This is a genomic window from Streptomyces sp. NPDC007945, assembly GCF_042958885.1.
GTDB lineage: Bacteria > Actinomycetota > Actinomycetes > Streptomycetales > Streptomycetaceae > Streptomyces.
Genome location: NZ_JBIBJV010000004.1, coordinates 580,178 through 597,692, shown reverse-complemented (window position 1 = coordinate 597,692; position 17,515 = coordinate 580,178). Strand labels below are relative to the sequence as shown.

At 76.2% G+C, this 17,515-nt stretch carries 3 protein-coding genes (2 of these 3 cut by a window edge); all 3 read right to left on the bottom strand.

Going from position 1 to position 17,515, the window contains the following annotated elements; all coding sequences use genetic code 11:
- Tightly spaced (each overlapping or abutting the next), the 3 genes in view from ACFZCF_RS16670 to ACFZCF_RS16660 form a layout consistent with a single transcriptional unit that may run on beyond the window.
- Positions 1-10,622, bottom strand: the 5' portion of a protein-coding gene (locus ACFZCF_RS16670) for an amino acid adenylation domain-containing protein (RefSeq protein WP_391287023.1). 5,161 nt of this gene lie to the left of the window's left edge; only the first 10,622 of its 15,783 coding nucleotides appear in the window; the start codon lies at positions 10,620-10,622; the stop codon falls past the left edge of the window.
- A complete protein-coding gene (locus ACFZCF_RS16665) occupies positions 10,622-17,032 on the bottom strand; it encodes an amino acid adenylation domain-containing protein (RefSeq protein ID WP_391287022.1) in 6,411 nt (2,136 codons plus the stop codon). The genes ACFZCF_RS16670 and ACFZCF_RS16665 overlap by 1 nt, the downstream gene beginning before the upstream one ends.
- Positions 17,029-17,515: the final stretch of an amino acid adenylation domain-containing protein gene (locus tag ACFZCF_RS16660; RefSeq protein ID WP_391287021.1), read on the bottom strand. 18,317 nt of this gene lie beyond the right edge of the window; the window shows 487 of its 18,804 coding nt (coding positions 18,318-18,804); its start codon lies off the right edge, out of view; it ends in the stop codon at positions 17,029-17,031. The genes ACFZCF_RS16665 and ACFZCF_RS16660 overlap by 4 nt, the downstream gene beginning before the upstream one ends.

Below are 17,515 nucleotides of genomic sequence, written 5' to 3'. Positions count from 1 at the left end.
CCGACGCCGGGGGCCTGTGCCAGGGCCCTTTCGACCTCGCCCAGTTCGATCCTGAAGCCGCGGACCTTGACCTGGTCGTCGGTCCTGCCCATGTGTTCCAGGCGTCCGTCCGGGCGCCAGCGGGCGAGGTCGCCGGTGCGGTACATCCGCTCCCCCGGCTCCCCGAACGGGCAGGGCACGAACCGTTCGGCGGTCAGACCCGGCCGGCCCAGATAGCCCCGGGCCAGCCCGGCCCCTGCCAGGTACAGCTCGCCCGGCACTCCGTCGGGCACGGGCCGCAGCGCGGCGTCGAGCACGTAGGCGGCGGTGCGGGCGATCGGCGTCCCGGTCGGCACGGCGCCGCCGTGCGCCTCCAGGGTCTCGGCGGTGATCTGCGCGACGGTGGACCAGACGGTGGTCTCCGTCGGTCCGTACAGGTTGAGCAGGCGGTCGCCCCGCGGTGCGCGGCCGGGTTCCAGGAGGGTGCGGGCGAGGGCGGGCGGCAGCGCCTCGCCGCCCACCAGGACGCGCAGGGCGGTGAGGTCGAGGCCGCCGTCGACGGCCATGGCGTGCCACCAACCGGGGGTGGCCTGGATCACGGTCACGCCCTCGCGGGCGCAGAGGGACCTCACGGCCGCGGGGTCGCGCTGGGCGGTGGTGTCGGCGAGGACGACCGTGCCGCCGGTGAGCAGCGGGGCGAAGAGCTCCAGGACGGCGATGTCGAAGGAGACCGTGGTGACAGCGAGCAGCCGGTCGTCGGGCCCCAGTTCCAGTCGCTCGGTCATGTCGGCGAGGAAGTTCGCCACGGCGGACCGGGTCACCATGACGCCCTTGGGACGGCCGGTGGAGCCGGAGGTGTAGACGGTGTACGCGAGTTCCTGCCCCGCTTCCGGCTCGCGGGTCCGCGTGCCGTCGGCCGGTGCGGTGCCGGGGGCGGCGGCCAGGCGCGCGGTGGTGGCCGGGTCGTCGAGGACGAGCAGCGGGGCGGACACCGGCGGGAGGCCGGGCGCGAGGCCGGTCGTCGTGATGACGCAGTCGGGGGCGGCGTCGGCGAGGATGTCCGCCAGGCGGCTCCTCGGGTGGTCGGGGTCCAGCGGCAGGTAGTGCAGGCCCGCCTTCCAGACGGCGAGCAGGGCCACCGGCAGCAGTGCGCCGCGCGGGAGGGCGACGGCGACGGGTCCGCCGCGCCCGGCGGTGCTCCGGGACAGCAGTGCGGCGAGCCGGTCGGCCCGTGCGTCGAGTTCGGCGTAGTCGATCCGCTCCTCGCCCGCGACCAGGGCCGTGGAGCGGGGGCTCCTGGCGGCCTGGGCCTCGAACCGCCGCAGCGGGGAGGGGTCGGGGTGGGCGCGGGCCGTGTCGTTGCGCCGGACGAGGACGTCGTGCAGCTCGGCCTCGCTGAGGACGGGGATGCGGCTCAGCGGGGTGCCGGGCTCCGTGACCGCCGCTTCGAGCAGCCGGAGGTAGCGTTCGGCCGTCTTACGGGCCGTGGTCTCGTCGTACAGGTCGGTGCTGTACTCCAGGACGCCCCGCATCCCGGCCACCGTGCCGTCGGCCGCCCGGTCCTCGTTGAAGGACAGCGACAGGTCGAACTTGGCCGCCGCGATCTCGACGGTCTCGGGCCGCACCAGGACGTCCGAGGCGCGGTCGGCGGGTCCTTCGTCGGGCGCGGCGCCGTTGTTGAAGGCCAGCAGGACCTGGAAGAGCGGGTGGCGGGCGAGGGAGCGCGCCGGGTTGAGCACTTCCACGAGGCGTTCGAAGGGGAGGTCCTGGTGCGCGTACGCCCCCAGGTCGGTGGCGCGTACCCGCTCGAGGAGCTCACCGAAGGTCGGGTCGCCCGAGGTGTCCGTCCGCAGCACCAGCGTGTTCACGAAGAACCCCACCAGGTCCTCCAGCGCGTCGTCCACACGCCCGGCCACCGGCGAACCGATCGGCACGTCCGTCCCCGCCCCCAACCTGGTCAGCAGAGCCGCCAGCGCCGCGTGCACCACCATGAACGGCGTCGCCCGGAACTCCCGCGCCAGCTCCACCACCCGCCCGTGCAACCCCGGCGGGACGGTGAAGGGGACGCGGCCGCCCCGGTACGAGGGGGTCGCGGGGCGGGGCCGGTCGGCGGCCGGCGCCGACTCCTGCGGCAGTCCGGCCAAGGTCTCGCGCCAGTACCGCAGTTGCGCGGCGATGGGGCTCTCCGGATCGTCCTCCGAGCCCAGCTCCTCGTGCTGCCACAGGCTGTAGTCGGCGTACTGGACGGGCAGTTCGGGCAGGTCGGGGGAGGTGCCGCGACGGCGGGCCGCGTAGGCGGACGCCAGGTCGCGCACCAGCGGGCGGACCGACCAGCCGTCCATGGCGATGTGGTGGACGGCCAGCAGCAGCACGTGGGTGCGCTCGTCGAGGACGAAGAGCCGGGCGTGGACCGGCGGCTCCTGGGCGAGGTCGAAGGGCCGGGCGGCCTCGGCCTCCAGGTCGGCCCTCAGACGGTCCTCGGTGGTGGGGACCGCCTTGAGGCCGGGTTCGGCGTGCCGGGGGGCGAGGACGATCTGGTGCGGGCCGTGCTCGTCCTCGACGAAGACGGTGCGCAGGCTCTCGTGCCGGGCGACCACGTCCCCCAGCGCGGCCCGCAGCGCCGCCACGTCCAGCGGACCGGTCAGGCGCAGCGCCAGCGGGATGGTGTAGGTGGCGCTCGGCCCCTCGATCTGGTGGAGGAACCACAGGCGGCGCTGGGCGTAGGAGAGCGGGACGCGTCCGGGGCGCGGCACCGCCGGGCGCACCGCGCCGTGGCCGCGTCCGGGCCCGTCGAGCTGGGCGGCCAGCCGGGCGACCGTGGGGGCCTCGAAGAGCGCGTCGATGGCCACGTCGACGTCGAGCAGGGCCCTGATCCGGCTGATCACGACGATGGCCAGCAGGGAGTGGCCGCCGAGGGCGAAGAAGTCGTCGTCCACGCCGACCGCGGGCACGCCCAGCACGTCGGCGAAGAGCCCGCACAGGATCTCCTCGCGCGGCCCGCGCGGCGCCCGGCCCGCGGGGCGGGCCGGTTCCGCCTCCGGCGCCGGCAGCGCGCTCCGGTCGACCTTGCCGTTGACCGTCAGCGGCAGCCCGTCCTCCAGCACCACGAGCGCCGAGGGGACCATGTACTCGGGCAGGACCGCCCGCACCGCGTCCGACACCGCTTCCGTGTCGAGGCCACCGCTTCCGGCGGCCGGTACGAGGTAGCCGACCAGGCGCTGGTCGCCCGGCTGGTCCTCGCGCAGCACCACCACCGCGCCGGCGACGGAGGGGCAGGTCTCCAGGGCGCGGGCGACCTCCGCGGTCTCGATGCGGAAGCCGCGCAGTTTGACCTGGTCGTCGCTCCGGCCTACGTACTCCAGCTGGCCGTCGGTGCGCCAGCGGACGAGGTCGCCGGTGCGGTACATCCGCTCCCCCGGCTCCCCGAACGGGCAGGCCACGAACCGCTCGGCGGTCAGACCCGGCCGGCCCAGATAGCCGCGGGCCACCCCCGTGCCGCTGACGTACAGCTCGCCGACCGGGCCCCCGGCGGGGACCGGACGCAGGCCGGGGCCGAGCACGTGGACCCGTACCCCGGCGAACGGGCGCCCGATGGGCACCGGTCCCTCGCCGACGGGTTCTCCCTTCGGCAGCCGGTACTCGGTGCAGTTGACGGTGAGTTCCGTCGGTCCGTAGGCGTTGACGACCTGGGCGTCGGGGTGCCGTTCGAGCCAGGGGCGCAGCCGTCCGCCGGTCAGCGCCTCGCCGCCGAGGATCAGGGTGCCCCCGTCCTTCAGGGCTCCGGGCAGCTCGCTCAGCAGGGGCAGGTGGGACGGTGTCGCCTTGATCAGGGTGGCCCCGGCGGCCCGGGCGGACTCGTCGAGTTCGCCCAGGCGCACGGCGCCGCCCGCGGTGAGCGGGGTGAGGAGGGCGGTGACGGTGAGGTCGAAGGCGAGCGAGGTGTGGGCCAGCGAGGTCCCGGCCGCGTCGGGGTAGCGGCGGCGCGCGCCGGCGACGTACGCGCCGAGGGCGCCGTGGTCGATCACCACGCCCTTGGGGCGGCCGGTGGACCCCGAGGTGTAGAGGGCGTACGCGGCTCCGCCGAGCGTCAGGGGGCGTATCCGCTCGGCGTCGGTCGGGGCCTGGGCCCCGTGTACGGCGAGGGCGCCTGGGTCCACGGGGAGCACCGTGGCGCCGGACTCCCGCGCGGCGCCGCTCCTGGCGCCCGTCGGGGCCACCACGAGCGCGGGGCGGCAGTCCGCCAGGACCGTGCGGAGGCGTTCGGCCGGCCACTGCTCGTCGAGGGGGACGTAGGCGGCCCCCGACTTGAGGACACCGAGCAGGACGGCGAGCACGTCGGGGCGGCGGGGGGCCAGTACGCCGACGAAGACCTCGGCGCCGTCGACGGTCCCGGCGCGGTCGGCCAGCCACCGGGCGACGCCGTTCGCCCGCCGGTCCAGTTCGGCGTAGGTGAGGGCGCCGTCGGACGAGATGACGGCCGGGGCGTCGGGGGTGCGGGCGGCCTGCTCCTCGAACAGCTCGACATAGGTGCGCGGGGCGTCCTCCGGCGCGGCGCCGGTGCCCCATGCGCGCAGTCGGGCGCGCTCCTCGGCCCCGAGCAGGTCGAGCGTGCCGGCGGGGGCGGAGGGGCGGTCGACGGCCTCGGTGAGGGCGGCGATCACCCGCTCGCCCACGGAGCGGGCCCAGTCCTCCCCGAAGAGGTCGGGGCGGTAGTCGACGCGGACGGTCAGCTCGGTCCCGCGCATGGAGCCGACCAGGGTGAGCGGGTAGTGGTTGCGGCTGTAACTGGCCGTGCCCGACGCGCGGAAGGGCGCCTGCCGTGCGGTGACCTCCGCCGGGTAGTTCTCGAACACCATGGTGGTGTCGAAGAGTTCGGGCAGTCCGCTCCAGCGGTGCAGGGTGGTGAGGGGGACGTGCTGGTGCTCCAGGAGTTCCAGCTGCTCCTTCTCCAGCCGGCGGACCAGTTCCATGAGGGGTTCGGCCGGGCGGAGGCGGACGCGCAGCGGGATCTTGTTCACCAGCATGCCGACGACGTCCTCGGCGCCGGGGAGCTCCGCCGGGCGGCCCGAGACGGTGATGCCGAACGTGACGTCCGAGCGGCCGGTCTCCTGGGCGAGGACGAGCGCCCAGACGGCCTGGACGACGGAGTTGAGGGTGACGCCGGCCTCGCGGGCGCGGGTCAGCAGCCGGGCGGACACCTCCTCGGGCAGGTTCAGGCGCACCGATTCGGGGACCGCTCCGACGCGCGGCGCGCCGGGGGCGAGCAGGGTCGGTCCGTCCGTGTCCGCGAGCGCCCGCGTCCACGCCTCGCGGGCCGCGACGAGGTCGCGCGCGGCCAGCCAGTCGGCGTGGAGGCGGTGGCCGGGGGCCGGGGGCAGCGGGTCTCCGCCGTAGAGCGCGAGCAGTTCGCGCAGCAGGATGGGGATGGACCAGCCGTCCACGATGGTGTGGTGGGTGGTGATCACGAACTGGTACCGCTCGGGGGCGGTGCGGGCCAGGAGGAAGCGGACGAGCGGCGGGCGGGTGAGGTCGAACCGCTCGGCGCGTTCGGCCGCGACCAGCTCCTCCAGCCGCCGCGCGGAGCCGGCGTCCCCGGGGCCGCCGTGCGGGTCGCGCAGGTCGTGGAAGCGCCACGGCAGCTCCACCAACCGTGCCACGGCCTGCACCCACTGGCCCGATTCCCGCTGGTGGAAGCCGGTCCGCAGGCTGGTGTGGCGGGCGAGCAGCGCGGCCGCGGCCGTCCGCAGGGCGTCCTGGTCGATCTCTCCGTCCAGGCGGAAGGCGAGCTGGCCGACGTAGACGTCCAGGGCGCGCCGGTCGTACACGCTGTGGAAGAGCAGTCCCTCCTGGAGGGGGGCGACCGGCAGGACGTCCTCCAGGGCAGTGCCGGAGTGGCGTTCGAGTTGTTCGATCTCGGCCTGGCCGAGGTCGGGCACGGCCACGTCGGAGGGGGTGAGGCCGCCCGCTCCGGCGGCGGTGGCGTGGCCGACGACGGCGTGCAGCGCCAGTGACCAGGAGCGCGTGAGGCGGCGCACCTCCTCGTCGGTGAACAGGCCGGTGGCGTAGGTCCACCGGGTGATCAGCCGGGGCCCGTCCGGGCCCTCCGCCGTGACGACGTTGACCTCGATCTCGTGGTCGAGCGGGGTGTCCGGGTGCTGGCCCGCGGGGCCGCTGCCGAGCAGCGGCCAGCCGTCCTCGCCCGCGCCCTGCTCGGCGGCGAACCGGCCGAGGTAGTTGAAGCCGAAGCGCGCGCGGGCGAGGCCGCTGAGGCGGGGGGCGGTGTCGGGGTTCAGGTGGCGCAGCAGCCCGTATCCCAGGCCTCCGTCGGGGACGGCGCGCAGTTGCTCCTTGATCCGCTTGATCGCGTCGCCGACGGCCGGGGCGTGCTCGGCGAGGTCGGCGGCGGTGACCTTCCCGGCGGCGAGCCGCACCGGGTGGACGGTGGTGAACCAGCCGACGGTGCGGGACAGGTCGGCCCCCGGCACCAGCTCCTCGTTCCGGCCGTGGCCCTCCAGGTCCACCAGGACCGGTGCGTCCTCATCGCCCCGCCAGTGGGCGACGGCGAGGGCGAAGGCGGTCAGCAGCAGGTCGTTCACCCCGGCGCCGAAGGCCGCGGGGGCGGGACCGAGCAGGGCGGTGGTGAGGGACGCGGGCAGTTCGCCGCTGAGGACGGCGGAGGTGGCCACGGTGTCCCGGGCCGCGTCCAGCGGTCGGCTGCCCGGGGCGGGGGCGTCGTCGGCGAGGGTGGCCGCCCAGTGGTCGAGTTGGGCGGTGACGGCCGGGTCGGCGGCCCGTTCGGTGAGCCGGGTGGCCCAGGTGCGCAGCGAGGTGCCCGTCCGGGGCAGGTCGGGGCGGCGGCCGGCGCGCAGCGCCCGCCATGCCTCGCGGAGGTCGCCGAGCAGGATGCGCCAGGAGACGCCGTCGACGGCGAGGTGGTGGATCACCAGCACGAACCGGCCCGGCCGGTCGCCCCGGTCGAACCAGACGGCGGCGACGAGGGCCCCGGCGAGGGGGTCGAGGGACGCGCGGGCGGTGACGGCCTCGGCGGCCTGGGCCCGCGCCAGCTCCTCGTCGGACATTCCGGTCGCGTCGATCCGGCGCAGGCACCGCTCGGCCTCGACCGCGCCGGCCTCCCGCACCCGCAGGTCCCAGAGGCGGCCGGGGTCGGCCGCCGGGGCGGCGTGGACGCGCAGCGCGTCGTGCCGGTCGAGGAGGGCCTGGAGCGCGTCGCGTACGTCGTCGGGTGCGGCGTCCGGCGGGGACGCGAGGACGACCGACTGGTTGTACGCGTGGACCGGCCCGCCGGCCGCCAGGGTGTCGACGACCACGGGGAGCTGCGGCAGCGGTCCGACGGCGAGGGCGGGTTCCTCGTCGCGTGCGGCGTCGGTCCTGCGGGCGGCGGCGGCCAGGGCCGCGGGGGTCCGCAGCTCGAAGACCTGGCGGACGGTGAACTCCAGGCCCGCCCGGCGGGCGCTGCCCACCAGCTGGATGGAGAGGATGCTGTCGCCGCCCCGGCCGAAGAAGTCGTCGTCGATGCCGACGCTCCCGGCGCCGAGGACGGCCGCGAACAGCGCGCACAGCTCCCGTTCCAGGGCGGTGCGCGGTCGCCGGCCGGCCGGGAAGTCCGCGGGATCGGGGGCCGGGAGCGCGGCCCGGTCCAGTTTGCCGCTGGCGTTGACGGGCAGTTCGCCGATGCGTACGAGCGCCGACGGCACCAGGTGGTCGGGCAGCCGGTCGCGCAGGCGCGCCAGCACCTCGGCGGGCTTGAGCAGGTCGGCGTCGGCGTCGGGGGCCCCGACGACGTACCCCACCAGTCGGCGCGCTCCGGGGGTGTCCTCGCGGACGGTCACGGCGGCCGCCGCGACGCCCGCCAGCTCCCGCAGGGCGGCCTCCACCTCGCCGGGCTCGATGCGGAACCCTCGGATCTTGACCTGCTCGTCGCCGCGTCCGACGCAGACCAGGTGGCCGTCGGGGAGCCAGCGCGCCAGGTCGCCTGTGCGGTACATCCGCTCCCCCGGCGCCCCGAACGGGCAGGCCACGAACCGCTCGGCGGTCAGGGCGTGCTGTCCCAGGTAGCCGCGGGCGACGCCGGGTCCGGCGAGGTACAGCTCGCCGAGCACGCCGGGCGGGACCGGCTGCAGTCCGGCGTCGAGGACGTAGGCCCGCCAGCGGGGCACGGGCCGGCCGATCGTGCCCGGGGGCAGGTCTCCCAGTGCGGTCACCACGGCGTCGACGGCGGTCTCGGTGGGGCCGTAGGTGTTCATCGCGGTCACCCGGGGGGCGGCCGCCCGCAGCCGCTCCCACAGTTCGCCGTCCATGGCCTCGCCGCCCAGCGCGAGCAGCGACGGGCAGGGGGCGCCCTCCTCCAGCAGCCCGGCGTCGAGCAGGCTGCGGAAGTAGGTGGGGGTGAGGTCGACGTAGTCGATGCGGCGGTCGCGGAAGTAGGACACCACGCCCGGCGGGTCCAGCCGCAGGTCCTCGTCGATCATGTGCAGTTCGTGGCCGGCGACCATCGCGAGCAGCGGGTCCCACGAGGCGTCGAAGGAGAAGGAGGCGACGTGGGCGGCGCGGCCGGGGCCGCCGGCGGAGGGACGGACGCGGGAGAAGGTGACCCGGCGGTGCGCCTGGAGCAGCCGCGTCAGGGCCCGGTGGTCCACCACGACCCCCTTGGGCCGGCCGGTGGAGCCCGAGGTGTGGATGACGTAGGCCGCGTGAGCGGGCAGGAGGGGAGCGGTGCGGTCGGCGTCGCCGACCGGGCCCGGGTCCAGGGCGTCGAGCGCGGCCCTGGTGTCCGGGTCGTCCAGGACGAGGACGGGGGCGTCGAGTTCGGCGACCGCGGCCTCGGTGGCGCGCTCGGCGAGGACGAGGAGGGGGGCGACGTCGCGTTCGACGGCGGCCAGGCGCTCGTGCGGGGAGCGCGGGTCCAGGGGGACGTGGACCGCGCCGCTGCGCAGCACCGCGAGGACGGTCGTCGGCCACAGGGCGCCCCGGTCCAGGCAGACGGCGACGCGGACCTCGGGGCCGGCGCCCCGGGAGATGAGCAGCCGGGCCAGCCGGGAGACGCGGGCGTCGGCCTCGGCGAAGGTGAGCGCGACGGGGCCGCCTACGACGGCCAGGGCGTCGGGGGTGACCGCCGCCTGGCGGGCGAAGGTGTCGCACACCGCCTCCAGGCCCTCGTCGGCCGCGTCGCCGATCGGGGGCGCGGCGGAGGCGGGATCGCCGGAGGCGGGCGCGGGTCCGGAGGCGGGCGCGGGTTCGACGACGGCGGGCGCGGTGGCGAACTCTGTGAGGACGCGCCGCCGTTCGGCGGCGGAGAGGAGGTCGATCGAGAGCAGCCGCGCCCGGGGGTCGGCGGTTCCGGCCTCCAGGAGGCGGACGAGGCGTTCCCCGAGCCCGCGGACCGTGGTGGCGTCGAAGACGTCGGTGGAGTACTCGACGGTGCCGGCGATGCCGTCCGGGCGGCCGTCGGGGCCGCGCTTCTCCAGGAGGTCGAAGGACAGGTCGAACTTGGCCGCCCGCCACCCCGTGTCCAGGGGGGCGATCTCCAGTCCGTCCAGGAGCGCGGTGTGGTCGGTGGCGTGCTGGAGGCTCAGGCTCACCTGGAAGAGCGGGTGCCGGGCCAGGGAGCGCTCGGGGGCGAGTGCCTCCACCAGGCGCTCGAACGGCACGTCCTGATGGGCGTAGGCGTCGAGGGCGCAGGCGCGGGCCCGCTCGACCAGTTCGTCGAAGGTGGGGTTCCCCGAGGTGTCCGTGCGCAGCACCAGGGTGTTGACGAAGAAGCCGATCAGGCCTTCCAGCGCTTCGTCGGTGCGTCCGGCGACCGGGGTGCCCAGGGGGATGTCGGTGCCCGCGCCGAGCCGGGACAGCAGGCCGGCCAGGGCCGCCTGCACCACCATGAAGGTGCTGGCGCCGTGGCGGGCGGCGAGCGCGGCGATCCTCTCGTGGGTCCGCGGCGGGAGGGTGAAGGGGACGGTGTCGCCGCGGTGGCCGGCGATCGGCGGGCGGGGGCGGTCCAGGGGCAGTTCGATGGCGTCCGGCAGGCCCGCGAGTCGCTGCCTCCAGTGGGCCGTCTGGCGGTTGAGCAGGCTCTCGGGGTCGTCCTCAGAGCCGAGGAGTTCGCGCTGCCAGAGGGTGTAGTCGCCGTACTGGACGGGGAGCTCCTCCCACCGCGGTGCGTGCCCGGCGGTGCGGGCGGCGTAGGCGGTGGCGAGGTCGCGGGCGAGCGGGGTGCGCGACCAGCCGTCGCTGGCGATGTGGTGGATCACCAGGCAGAGCACGTGTTCCCGCTCGCCGAGCGTGAACAGCTTCGCCCGGATCGGGACGTCGCGGGCCAGGTCGAAGGCGTGGCCGGCCTCGCGGGCCAGGGCGGCGGGCAGCTCGTCCTCGGTGCACCGGGCGACGGCCAGCTCGACGGCGGCCGCGTCGGCGGGCAGGACGTGCTGCCGGGCGCCGTCGCCGGTGTCGGGGAAGACGGTGCGGAGGGTCTCGTGGCGCCCTACGACGTCGCGCAGGGCCTCGCCCAGCGCGCCGACGTCCAGCGCGCCGGTCATCCGCAGTGCCGTGGGGATGTTGTAGGTGGAGCTGGGGCCGTCCATCGTGTGGAGGAACCACAGCCGCTGCTGGGCGAGGGAGAGGGGAAGCATCACAAGTCCTCCGACCGCGACATCCGTCGCAACGCGGGGCGGGTGTCAGGGCGGCCGGTCCGCAGCCGGGCCGCCAGCGCGGCGACCGTTCGGGCTTCGAACACGGTCCGTACGTCGAGCTCTTCGGCGCGTTCGGCCCGGATGCGGTTGACCAGCCGGGTGGCGAGCAGGGAGTGGCCGCCGAGTGCGAAGAAGTCGTCCTCGGCGCCGACCTCGGGCAGGCCCAGCACGTCGGCGTAGATCCGGCACAGGTGCCGCTCGCGCTCGTCGCGCGGCGGGCGGCCGCCCTTCGAGCGGTGGGCCGGGGCGGGGAGCGCGCGCCGGTCGAGCTTTCCGTGGGGCGTGGTGGGCAGTTCGTCGAGGACCACGACGGCGGAGGGCACCATGTAGTCGGGCAGGGTGCGGGCGACCGCGCCGCGCAGCTCGTCCTCGTGCGGGCGGGCTCCCGCCGCCGGGACCACGTAGCCGGTCAGCCGCCGGTCGCCCGGCCGGTCCTCCCGTACGACGGCGACCGCGCGGGCGACCGTCTCCTCGGCGGCCAGGGCACGGGCCACCTCGGACAGTTCTATGCGGAAGCCCCGCAGCTTCACCTGCTCGTCCGTTCGGCCCACGTACTCCAGTTCCCCGTCGGGGAGGCGACGGACGAGGTCGCCGGTGCGGTACATCCGCTCCCCCGGCTCCCCGAACGGGCAGGCCACGAACCGTTCGGCGGTCAGGGCACGCTGCCCCAGGTAGCCGCGGGCCACTCCGGGCCCTGCGACGTACAGCTCCCCGGCCACGCCCGGCGGCGCGGGGGCCAGTGCCGGGTCGAGCACCATCGCGCGGACGCCGGCGAACGGACGGCCGATCGGCACCGGCCCGTCCGGCACGGGGTCGCCGGGGGCGATGCGGTGCTCGGCGCAGTTGACGGTCAGCTCCGTGGGGCCGTAGGCGTTGACGACCTCGGCGTGCGGGTGGGCGGCCCGCCAGTCGCGCAGGGCCCGCCCGTCGAGCGCCTCACCGCCCAGGACGAGGGTGCCGTGCTCCGCGAGCAGGCCGGGACGCCGTTCCAGCAGCGGCAGGTGGGACGGCGTCGCCTTCACGAAGGCCACCGGGTGGGCGTCCGCCGCACGGTCCACCTCCCCCAGGACGACGCAACCGCCCGAGGCGAGGGGGGTGAACAGGGCGGTGGCGGTGAGGTCGAAGGTCAGCGGCGAGTGGAGCAGGGCCGTGGCCGCCGCGTCCGGGTAGCGGCGGGCGGCCCCTTCCACGTAGTGCGCCAGGGCCCGGCGCTCCACGCCTACGCCCTTGGGGCGCCCGGTGGAGCCCGAGGTGTAGAGGACGTACGCCAGGGAGCGCGGGTGGCTCCGCCCGGCCGGAAGGGCCGGGACTCCGGTGGCGCGGAAGACCGGGTCGGCGAGGCCGAGGACTTCGGTGTCCGGGCCGCACGCGGGGCCGAAGGCGGTCCGAGCAGCTTCGGTGTCCCCTGCCGCCAGGAGCAGGCGCGCCCCGGCGTCGGCGATCACCCGGCGGCGCCGTTCGAGCGGCCACGTCCCGTCGATCGGGAGGTACGCGGCGCCGGACTTGAGCACGCCGAGAAGTGCGGCCACCACGTCCGGGTCGCGCGGGGCGACGACCGCGACCACGTCCTCGGGTCCGAGCGAACGACCGCTGAGCACGCGGGCCACCGCGTCCGCCTTCCGGTTCAGCTCGGCGTAGGTGAGCCGGCCGCCATCCCACCGCAGGGCGGGGGCGTCGGGGGTGGTCGCCGCCCACTTCTCGAAGCGGGCCAGCGGTTCGTCCGCCGCGCCCGTCGTGCCCGGTCCGCGGCTGTGCTCCACCTCGCGCCGCGCCTCGCCGGGCAGGAGCACGTCCACCCGCCCGACGGGGGTGGCGGGGGCGGCGAGCACCTGGTCCAGCACCCGCAGCAGCCGGTCCACGAGCCCGCGCGCGGTCGCGGGGTCGAAGAGGTCGGCGCTGTAGGTGAGGACTCCCGGCATGTCGCCGCCCTCCGGCCCGCCCGGGGCCAGCACGAAGGACAGGTCGACCTTCGCGCCGTCGCGCCGGGGGCGGACCGCCTCGGCGCGCAGTCCGGGCAGTCCCTCCACCGGCTCCGCCGCCTCGTCGAGGTTCTGCAGGACGAGGGAGACCTGGAAGAGGGGGTGGCGGGCCAGGGAGCGCTCGGGGGCGAGCACTTCGACCAGCCGCTCGAAGGGCACGTCCTGGTGGGCGTAGGCGTCCAGGGCGGTGGCGCGGACCCGGCCCAGGAGCTCGGCAAAGGTGGGCGAGCCGCTCAGGTCGGTGCGCAGGACGAGGGTGTTGACGAAGAGTCCGACGACCCCTTCGACCGCGCTGTCGGTGCGCCCGGCGACCGGGGTGCCCAGCGGGATGTCGGTCCCGGCTCCCATGCGGTGCAGCAGGACCGCAAGCGCGGCCTGGAGGACCATGAAGGGCGTGGTGCCGGTGGTTCCCGCCAGCTCCCTGATCCGCGCGGTCGCGGCGGCGGGGACGGTGAAGTCCACGTCCGCGCCCCGGTGGGAGGAGGCGGCCGGGCGCGGCCGGTCGGCCGGCAGCGCGATCTCCTGCGGCAGGCCGGCCAACCGCTTCTGCCAGTGGGTGAGCTGGGCGTCGAGCGGTCCGTCGGCCGCGTCGGGGCGGCCGGCCGCGTCGGGGTCGCCGAGCACCCGGTGCTGCCACAGGGTGTGGTCGACGTAGTCGACGGGGGTCGGGGCGGGCGCGAAGTCCTCGCCGCGCACGCGGGCGGCGTACGCGGCGGCCACGTCGCGCGCGATGATCCGCAGCGACCATCCGTCGGCCGCGATGTGGTGCACCAGCAGCAGGAACAGGTGTTCTTCCGGCTCCTGGCCCGCGCGCGGGTCGGCCGGGTCGAGGGCTCGGGTGAACAGCCTGCACCGCAGGGGCGGGCCCGCCGTCAGGTCGAAGGGCTCGGCCACCGCCTCCTCCGCCGCCCGCAGCGGATCCTCGACGGGCTCCGGGACCAGGGTGATCAGCCGGGCGGCGGCCGAGGCGTCCCGGACGACCTGGTGGACGCCGTCGGCGTCCTCCTGGAAGACGGTGCGCAGGCTTCCGTGCCGGGCGACCGTGTCGGCGATCGCGCCCCGCAGCGCGGCCGTGTCGAGGCGTCCGGTGAGACGGAGCGCGAGCGGGACGTGGTAGGCGGCGCTGTGGCCCTGGAGGCGGTGGAGGAACCACAGCCGCCGCTGGGCGAACGAGAGGGGGACGCGGTCGGGCCGCTCGTGGACGCGGGAGACCGGCGGCCGGGCCGACCCGGCTCGGGCGATCCTGGCGTACAGCGTGGCCACCGTGGGGTGTTCGAAGAGGTCCCGCACGGACAGTTCGGCTCCGAGGGTGGTGCGCACCCGGCTGACCAGGCGGGTGGCGAGCAGCGAGTGGCCGCCCAGGGCGAAGAAGTCGTCGTCGATGCCGGCCGGGCGGACGCCGAGCACTTCGGCGAACAGGCCGAGCAGGATCGTCTCGTGCGGTCCCCGGGGGGCGCGCGCCCGCGCCGCGTCGCTCCGGTCGGGCGGTGGCGGCAGCGCGGCGCGGTCCCGCTTGCCGTTGACGGTGAGCGGCAGCTCGTCCAGCACCACGAGCGCCGAGGGCACCATGTACGAGGGCACCTGGCGTCGCACGTGGTCCAGGACCGCGGCCGTGTCGGGCGTCGTGCCGCGGGGGACGACGTAGCCCACCAGGCGCGGCCCCGCGGGTCCGCCGTCGTGCACCGCGGCGGCCGCTTGCAGGACGTCCGGGTGGGAGGCCAGCGCGGCCTCCACCTCCCCCAGCTCGACCCGGTGGCCGCGCACCTTCACCTGGCCGTCGGCCCGGCCGACCAGGTCGATGTCGCCGTCGGGGCGGAGCCGCCCGAGGTCGCCGCTGCGGTACATGCGGGCGCCGGGCGCGCCGAAGGGGTCGGCGACGTAGCGTTCGGCGGTCGTGTCGGGGCGCCGCCAGTAGCCGCGGGTGACGTGGTCCCCGGCGATGTACAGCTCTCCCACGACTCCGTCCGGCACGGGGCGGAGCCAGGGGTCGAGGAGGTGGACGCGGACGCCGGGCAGGGGGCGGCCGATGGGGGGCGCGCCGTCGTCGGTCCCGTCCAGGAACCGGGCGGTGACGAAGACGGTCGTCTCGGTCGGGCCGTAGAGGTTGGCCACGCGGGCCCGCGGGAAGGCGGCGCGCAGGGCGTGGGCCAGCGGGGCGGGGAAGGGCTCGCCGGCGCAGAGGAAGGTGTGGACGGCGAGCGGCTCGCCGCGTTCGAGGAGCGCTTGCAGCGCCGAGGGGACGGCGTTCAGGAGGGAGGGTTCGCCGCCGTTCCGGTCGGCGACCGCCAGGGTGTTCTCCACGATCTCGATGCGGCCGCCGGTGAGGAGCGGGACGAGGGTGTCGAAGACCGACACGTCGAAGCTCTCCGAGGTGGAGGCCACGGTCCGGCGCAGCCGGTCGGCTCCGACGCCGGTGACGGCCCAGGACAGCAGGGCGGTCACCTGGGCGTGTTCGACCGCGACCCCCTTGGGCCGGCCGCTGGAGCCGGAGGTGTGGAGGAGGTAGGCGAGGTGACCGGGGAGCAGCGGCCCGGCCCGTTCGGCGTCGGTCGGTGCGGCGGGGTCGTACGGGGCGAGGAGCGCTCCGGTCAGGACGACGCGCTCGACGCCGCCCGGCGCGGCCTCGGGGCGGTCGGGTCCCGCGGGGGCGGTGTGCCGGGCGGCCTCGGCGTCGGGGTCGGTGAGCAGGCAGACCGGCGCGGTCTCGCGGAGGATGCGGGCGGCGCGCTCGGGCGGCAGCCCGGCGCCCACGGGCACGTAGCAGCCGCCCGCCTTGAGGATGCCGAGGACGGCGACGGGCAGCCAGGCGTTCCGGGAGACGGTGAGGGCGACGCGGCTCTCGGGTCGGACCCCTCGCTCCAGAAGCAGCCGGGCGAGGCGGTTCGCGCGGGCGTCGAGTTCGGCGTAGGTCAGTTCCTCACCGCCGGCGAGGACGGCGGGGGCCTCGGGCGTCGCCCGCACCCGCGCCTCGAAGGCGTCCACGATCGTGGCCGGGGCGTGCGGCGTGGCGGCGCGGGGTGCGGGCACCCGGGCGGCGCGGGGTGTGGCGGGGGTGGCGGCGAGTGCGGCGGTCGGGGTCCCGGGGGCGCTGTGGACGGCGGTCAGGGCGCGTTCCAGCAGGTCCGCGGCGTGGCGTGCGGTGACGTCGTCCACGGCGTCGGGTCGGTGGTCCAGGCGCAGGCGGAGCGCCGGGCCAGGGAGCGCGTAGAGGGAGAGGGGGAAGTGGTTGGTGGTGCGGCCGGAGCCCCCCTCGATGCGCAGGCCGGCGTGGTCGGCGGAGCCGACGGCGGAGAGGTCGTCGGCGGGGTAGTTCTCGAACGCGGTGGAGGTGTCGAAGAGCACGGGCCGGTCGGACCAGCGCTGGATGTCGGAGAGCCGGACGTGCTGGTGCTCCATGAGGGCGGTCTGCTCGCGCTGGATCCGGACGACGAGGTCGCCGACCGGCTCGGCCGGTCGCATCCGCACGCGCGTCGGCACGGTGTTGATGAAGAAGCCGACCATCTCCTCGGCGCCGGGCAGCTCCGGCGGCCGTCCCGAGACGGTCGTCCCGAAGACGACGTCGTCGCGGCCGGTGAGGCGGCCGATGACGGTCGCCCAGGCGGCCTGCACCGCCGAGTTCACCGTGACTCCGCGGGCGCGCGCCCAGGCGCCGAGGGCGCGGGTGTCCCGCTCCCCGAGCCGGGTCCACACCGACCTGGGGGGCGGGCCGTTGCGGTCGGCGTCCGGGGCGATGAGGGTGGGGCCGGGCAGTCCCGCCAGCGCCTCCCGCCACGCGGCGGCGCTCTGCTCGGGCGGGCGGCGGGCCAGCCAGTCGAGGTGGTCGCGGTGCGGGCGGACGGGCGGGAGCGCGGCGGGGTCTCCGCCGCTGCCGTACAGCGCGGCCAGTTCCCGCATCAGGATGGGCATGGACCAGCCGTCGAGGACGAGGTGGTGGTAGGTCACGGCGAGTTGGTGGCGGTCCTCGCCGGTCCTGGCCAGCAGGAAACGCAGCAGGGGCGGTCGGCCGAGGTCGAATCCGGTGCGGTGGTGCTCGTCCAGGAGCGCCTCCAGGTGCTTGTCCGCCTCCGCCGGGCTGCCCACGGACCGCAGGTCCAGTTCCTGCCAGGGCACCGCCGGGCGGGTGGCGACCAGTTGGAACCACTCGCCCGAGCGCCGCTGCCGGAAGGCCGAGCGCAGGGCGGGGTGGCGTGCCACCAGCGCCTGGGCGGCCCGTCGCAGCCGGTCGGCGTCGAGCTCTCCGGAGAGGGCCAGGACCAGTCGGCTGACGTAGGCGTCGGGGACGTTCTCGTCGAAGACCGCGTGGAAGAGCAGCCCCTCCTGGAGCGGGGTGACCGCGAGGACCTCCTCGACCCTGCGCTGCGGACCGTTCACTGCATCTCCTCCCAGTCCGCGCCGAGCTCGTCCTCCAGCTCGGCGAGTTCTTCGACGCTGATGGGCCGCGGGGCGGTGGCGCCGGGGTCCGGCGGGTCGCCGGCCGGTTCGTCCTCCGGTTCCCTGCCTTCCAGGGCGGCCGCGAGCGCGGCCACGGTGTGGTGCTCGAAGACGTCGCGGGTGGTCAGGGGCAGCCCTTGTGCGCGGGCGCGGCTGACGAGGCGGACGGACAGGACGCTGTCACCGCCCAGGGCGAAGAAGCTGTCCTGGACCCCGACCCGGCCGAGGCCCAGCAGGTCGGCGAAGAGCGCGCAGAGCAGCTTCTCGCGGGGCGTGTGCGGCGGGCGGCCGGCGTCCGTGCCCGCCGGGTCGGGGTCGGGCAGCGCGTTCCGGTCGACCTTCCCGTTGGCGGTCAGCGGGAGGGCGTCGAGGACGACGACGGCCGAGGGGACCATGTAGTCGGGCAGCCGTTCGGCCAGGTGG